Source organism: bacterium (assembly GCA_024226335.1).
Classification (GTDB): Bacteria; Myxococcota_A; UBA9160; order SZUA-336; family SZUA-336; genus JAAELY01.
The window spans coordinates 1-4,736 of the sequence record JAAELY010000119.1 but is presented as its reverse complement, the minus strand read 5'-3'; the positions used below and the strand labels follow the sequence as shown (position 1 = coordinate 4,736).

Annotated in this window: 4 protein-coding genes; 3 read left to right on the top strand and 1 reads right to left on the bottom strand. The window is 61.1% G+C overall.

The genetic code is table 11. The features are described from left to right. Positions 1–610 precede the first annotated feature (610 nt). The 3 genes from GY725_05595 to GY725_05585 all read left to right on the top strand — a co-directional run bounded on the left by GY725_05595 (position 611) and on the right by GY725_05585 (position 3,780). Positions 611–1,579, top strand: coding sequence for a nucleoid-structuring protein H-NS (locus GY725_05595; GenBank protein ID MCP4003651.1), 969 nt, complete (start codon positions 611–613; stop codon positions 1,577–1,579). 57 nt (positions 1,580–1,636) lie between these two features. Beyond that, complete coding sequence (locus GY725_05590; GenBank protein ID MCP4003650.1) at positions 1,637–2,320, top strand: enoyl-CoA hydratase/isomerase family protein; 684 nt, start codon at positions 1,637–1,639, stop codon at positions 2,318–2,320. 101 nt (positions 2,321–2,421) lie between these two features. Then, complete coding sequence (locus tag GY725_05585; GenBank protein ID MCP4003649.1) at positions 2,422–3,780, top strand: aspartate aminotransferase family protein; 1,359 nt, start codon at positions 2,422–2,424, stop codon at positions 3,778–3,780. Positions 3,781–3,805: 25 nt separating this feature from the next. Here the strand turns inward: GY725_05585 and GY725_05580 are convergent, their stop codons facing one another. Beyond that, positions 3,806–4,567 carry a hypothetical protein gene (locus tag GY725_05580; protein MCP4003648.1) on the bottom strand — a complete coding sequence of 254 codons (762 nt, stop codon included), beginning with the start codon at positions 4,565–4,567 and terminating at the stop codon, positions 3,806–3,808. Positions 4,568–4,736 lie beyond the last annotated feature (169 nt).

Here is a 4,736-nt window from a genome sequence, read left to right as displayed (position 1 = left end):
CTCTGCACAGGGAGGATTCGAGCGAGAAGCGGGAGTCGCCGCCTGAGCAAGAAGCGTGATCCGATCGCAGATCCGTAGATCTGCAGAGGGTCGCGCGACGCAGCGCAGGCGGATGCATCGCGCTTCGCAGCCGCAGCCTCCATGTGCAGAGGTTCCCTAGTGGATTGGCCATGTGAATTCCCTTCTAGACGGAGCCGGCTGCAGTTGTTGAACCACCTTGACAGAGCATGAGCCAAGATGTCCTCCAATCAACCGAGCGGCCGGAATTCTCGCCCGCGAACCCCCGACGGACCGCAAATCCCAGACAGGCCGCGTATCCCAGACGGGCCCGGAGACATCCGTAACGTGGCTGAGAGCAGGGGTGGGGTTCGCCCCTCCCCTCGAACAGGCGCGGTGGACCCGGAGCCGAGATCCGTTTACCATTCGAGGCTCTCGGCCCCACCGGGGAGACTTGCCAAGTCCCAGCGAGTGCGGGCCCTTCGGGGCTGTGCAGGCCCACAGAGGCCTGCGCAGATCCAGGCAGAGTCGGGCGACCGGGCGCAAGTCCGAGTTCCAGCCCGAGAGAATCGGAAATGAGACAGACCGAGAGCCAGTTCGAGGAGATCAATAGATGAGCGCACCGTGGATTACCTACCGACCTGAATTGAAAGTGCTCGATTGCACAGTCCGGGACGGAGGCCTGATCAACGACCATATGTTCGAAGACGGGCTCGTCGAAGCGGTCTACAAGACCTGCATCGCGGCTGGAATCGACTACATGGAACTCGGGTACAAAGGCTCGCGCAAACTCTTTGCAGCCAACGATTTCGGCGTGTGGAAGTTCTGCGACGAGGATGATATGCGGCGCATCGTCGGAGAAAACGAGTCCAGCCTGAAACTCACGGCAATGGCAGACGCGGAAAAGACCGACTACAAGACCGATATCCTGCCCGCCAAGGACAGTGTCCTGGACGTGATTCGCGTCGCCACCTATGTGCACCAGCTCCCGATCGCGGTCGAGATGATCAAGGACGCCCACGACAAGGGGTACGAGGTCACCTGCAATCTGATGGCCGTCTCCGTCGTGCAAGAGTCCGAGATCGACCAGGCCCTCGAGGTACTGGCGGAAACGCCAGCCAGCACCATCGTGGTCGTCGATAGCTTCGGATCTCTCTACAGCGAGCAGATTGCCACGCTGGTCAAGAAGTACCTCGCGGCCCTCGAGGGCACCGGAAAAGAAGTCGGCATCCATGCGCACAACAATCAGCAACTGGCCTTCGCCAACACGATTGAGTCGATCGTTCAGGGCGCAAACCGCCTGGACTCGACAATGGCGGGAATGGGGCGCGGAGCTGGCAATTGCCCCACGGAGCTTCTGATCGGTTTCCTACGCAATCCGAACTATCACCTTCGACCGATTCTCCAGCTTCTCGAAGACAAGTTCGTGGCGTTGCGAGAGAAGCTCGAATGGGGTGCGCTGGTGCCATACAACATCACCGGCCAGCTCAACCAGCACCCGCGCAGCGCCATGGCAATGCTCGACGGTGACGAGAAGACCAACTATGTCGAGTTCTACGACAAGCTCATCGCAGACCTGTAACGAGCTTCAGGTCAAACGTTGAGAATCGACAAACACGGAGACGTCTTCGTCCTGACCATGACCGAAGGGGAGAACCGCTGGACGACCACCTTCACCCGAGAGTTTGATCAGGCCTTGAATGAGATCGAGCAGTCCAGCGGGCCCGCCGCTCTGGTCACGGCCTCGGATGATCCGAAGTTCTTCTCGAATGGGCTCGATCTCGAATGGGTGCGCTCCACTGGCGAACACCCGGGTGGAGATCGCGGAGTATTCGGCTCCGAAATCATGACCCTGTTTGCACGCGTGATCACGTTTCCCATACCGACCCTCTGTGCGATCAACGGTCATGCCTTTGGGGCGGGGTTCATGATGGCGCTGTGTCACGACGAGCGAATCATGCGCGAAGACCGCGGGTTTCTCTGTGCCAATGAGATCGAACTCGGCATGGCGATTCCCGAGCCCGAATTGGCCCTATTTCGCCACAAGATGCCGATGCCCGCCTTCTTCCAGACCGTACAAATGGCTCGGCGCTGGACCGGCCCGGATGCCCTGGCGGCCGGGATCGTACAACGGGTTTCCGATCTGTCCGCCGTCTTGCCCGACGCGATCGCACGAGCCCAGAGCCTGGCCCACCTCGGCAAGAACCGGACCGCCTTCAAAGGAATGAAGGAGCGCGTGTACGGCGAGAACGCGTCGATCAACTGTGCGCACGGCCCGGCCCATATGCTGCGGAATTCCGGGCAATACGCCGATCGCAAGTAATCGAAGGGCGTTGTGATTGCAGCCCTCTGGGTTCAGAATGTCGTCTCACAAGCCTTCGTACTGTGTTACTCGATCCAAGACGAATCGACAGGAGAACCCGGATGTCCTCGCAGATCGACGAACTGAACAAGGGACGACTCCCGAAGTCCACTGAGATCCTCGAGCGGGCGAAACGAACCCTGCTTTCGCCGATCGTCACGGGGCCGCTTCGGACTCCGAAGAACATCCCCTTCATCGCCGAGGCCAAAGGCGCACACGTCGTCGATGTCGATGGACATGACTACGTCGATATCACGATGGCCTACGGGCCACTCATTCTGGGACACAGTCACCCGGTAGTGGTCGAAGCCATCGAGCGCGCATGCAGGAATGGCACGGTCTACGCGATGGCGCACGAGCACGAAGTAAAGCTGGCAGAACTGATGGTCGAGGCGATCCCCTGCGCCGAGCGTATCGCTTTTTCGAACAGCGGTACCGAAGCAACGCTGCACGCCATGCGCATCGCCCGAGCCCGAACAGGCAGAGACCTGATCGCCAAGTTCGAAGGCGGCTACCACGGCGTACACGATTACGCACTCGTGAGTGGCTCGATCGCACAACCAGCGGGCCCCGCAGAGAATCCAGAGAGTGTTCCCGACACACCGGGGATCCCTGCGGGCACGGTCGAACAGGTCGTCACCTTGAGCTACGGCAGTCGAGCCAGCCTGGACAAGATCCGTTCACTCGCAAGTGAACTCGCGGCGGTCATCATCGAGCCGGTCCCCAGTTCGTACCCGGTCGATCTGGGCGAGTACCTGGCTGAACTTCGTCAGATCACGCGCGAGTGCGGAGTGTTGCTGATCTTCGACGAGGTCATCAGTGGCTTCCGCCTGGGTTACGGCGGTGCGCAAGCGCACTTCGGTGTGACCCCCGATATCGCGACCTACGGCAAGATCATGGGCGGTGGCCTGCCCGTCGGTGCCGTTACCGGCAGCCTCGACGCCATGCGACCCGCCGTCGGTACGGGAGACATTATTCAGGACATGGTGGAGGGCAAGCTACTGCTGATCGGAACCTTCAGCGGCAACCCGCTGACGAGTTGCGCCGGTGCAGCGGTACTCGAGTATCTCCGCGATCATCCGGAGGTCTACACCCACATCGACGCTCTGGCGGCCAGGATCAAGGGCGGGGTCCACGAGTTCTGCCGCGCCGAAGGCTTCGATCTGCGCCTGATCGGCCTGGGATCCTGGTTCCTCCCCCACTTCATAGACGTTGAACCCAAGACTTCTCGCGACCTTCGAGATAGCTCCGACTACCTGAAGGGCAGCGCATTGGGGGAGTACATGCGCTACCACGGCGTCTACGCCTCGGACCTGCACATCTCGTTCGTCTCGGCGGCCCACACCGACGACGATGCAGATCGCATCGTGCAGGCGTACAAGGCATCGCTGACCGATATGAGAAAAGAAGGGCTGGTCTGAAGTCAGCGAGACCGCGCTCGCCGAATCAGGCGTGTTCCTTCTCCCAGCCCGCGACGATCTCCGGCATGTCGACGGGATTGAAGAAGATCTCTGGGGTTTCCTTCTGACCCCAGATGGACCACCCGTCCCCTAGATCCCAGTCGTCCTTGATGACCCAGGCCTCATCACTCGCGATGCGATCCATGTCGGTAAAGAACTCGAAGATCGTGCCACTCGGATCGAGCATGTAGCGGAAGACGTTTCCTCCAATGGGGTGACGCCCCGGCCCCGCGATGTGAAATCCTTCGCCGTGCCTGCGGACGTAGACCGACGCGGCGCGCATCACAGCGTCGAAGTCGTCGTACTCGAACGCGTAGTGGTTGAGGTAGGGCACAGGACCGGGCGCAATGGCCAGGTTGTGGTGATCCCCCGAGCAGCGCAAGAACGCCCCCAGGCCACCAGCGATGATATCCGAGACGCGGAAACCGATCCCCTCCGTCATGAAACGAATCGTTTCGACAGACTTCGAGCTGCAGACGAGCAGGTGACCCAGTCGACGCGGCGGTCGAGGCTCTGGCTCAACGAGAACTTCAGCGCGCACATCGAGTCGCTCGCGCTCGCCGGGCCGGTTCAGCAATCGCTTCGGCTGCTGCGAAACGTCAAAAGCGGCAGCGGGTTCGACGACGATGAGCCACTTATTGACCGGGTCCACAACCTCCAGCCGACTGCCTCCGACCCGACACTTGACGCCCAACTGATCCAGACGTGCTGCGGTCGCCGCAAGTTCGGACTCCTCCTCACATCCCACCCGGATGCGCCGAAGCTGTCGGTACGGAGCTTCGACAATCCGAAGTTGCTCGGGTTCGTCGGCCCCTCCCCAACGGCCGCCTCCCCGCGCAGGCCGATTTCCTCGTAGAAGGCATCCATGCGCGCCGGATCGGGCGCGCCCATCTCGATGTCGAGCAGTCGGTGAAGGG

Coding starts and splice junctions, on each gene's coding strand:
- GY725_05595 (MCP4003651.1), top strand. CDS start 611: ATGAGCGCACCGTGGATTACCTACCGACCTGAATTGAAAGTGCTCGAT.
- GY725_05585 (MCP4003649.1), top strand. CDS start 2,422: ATGTCCTCGCAGATCGACGAACTGAACAAGGGACGACTCCCGAAGTCC.
- GY725_05590 (MCP4003650.1), top strand. CDS start 1,637: ATGACCGAAGGGGAGAACCGCTGGACGACCACCTTCACCCGAGAGTTT.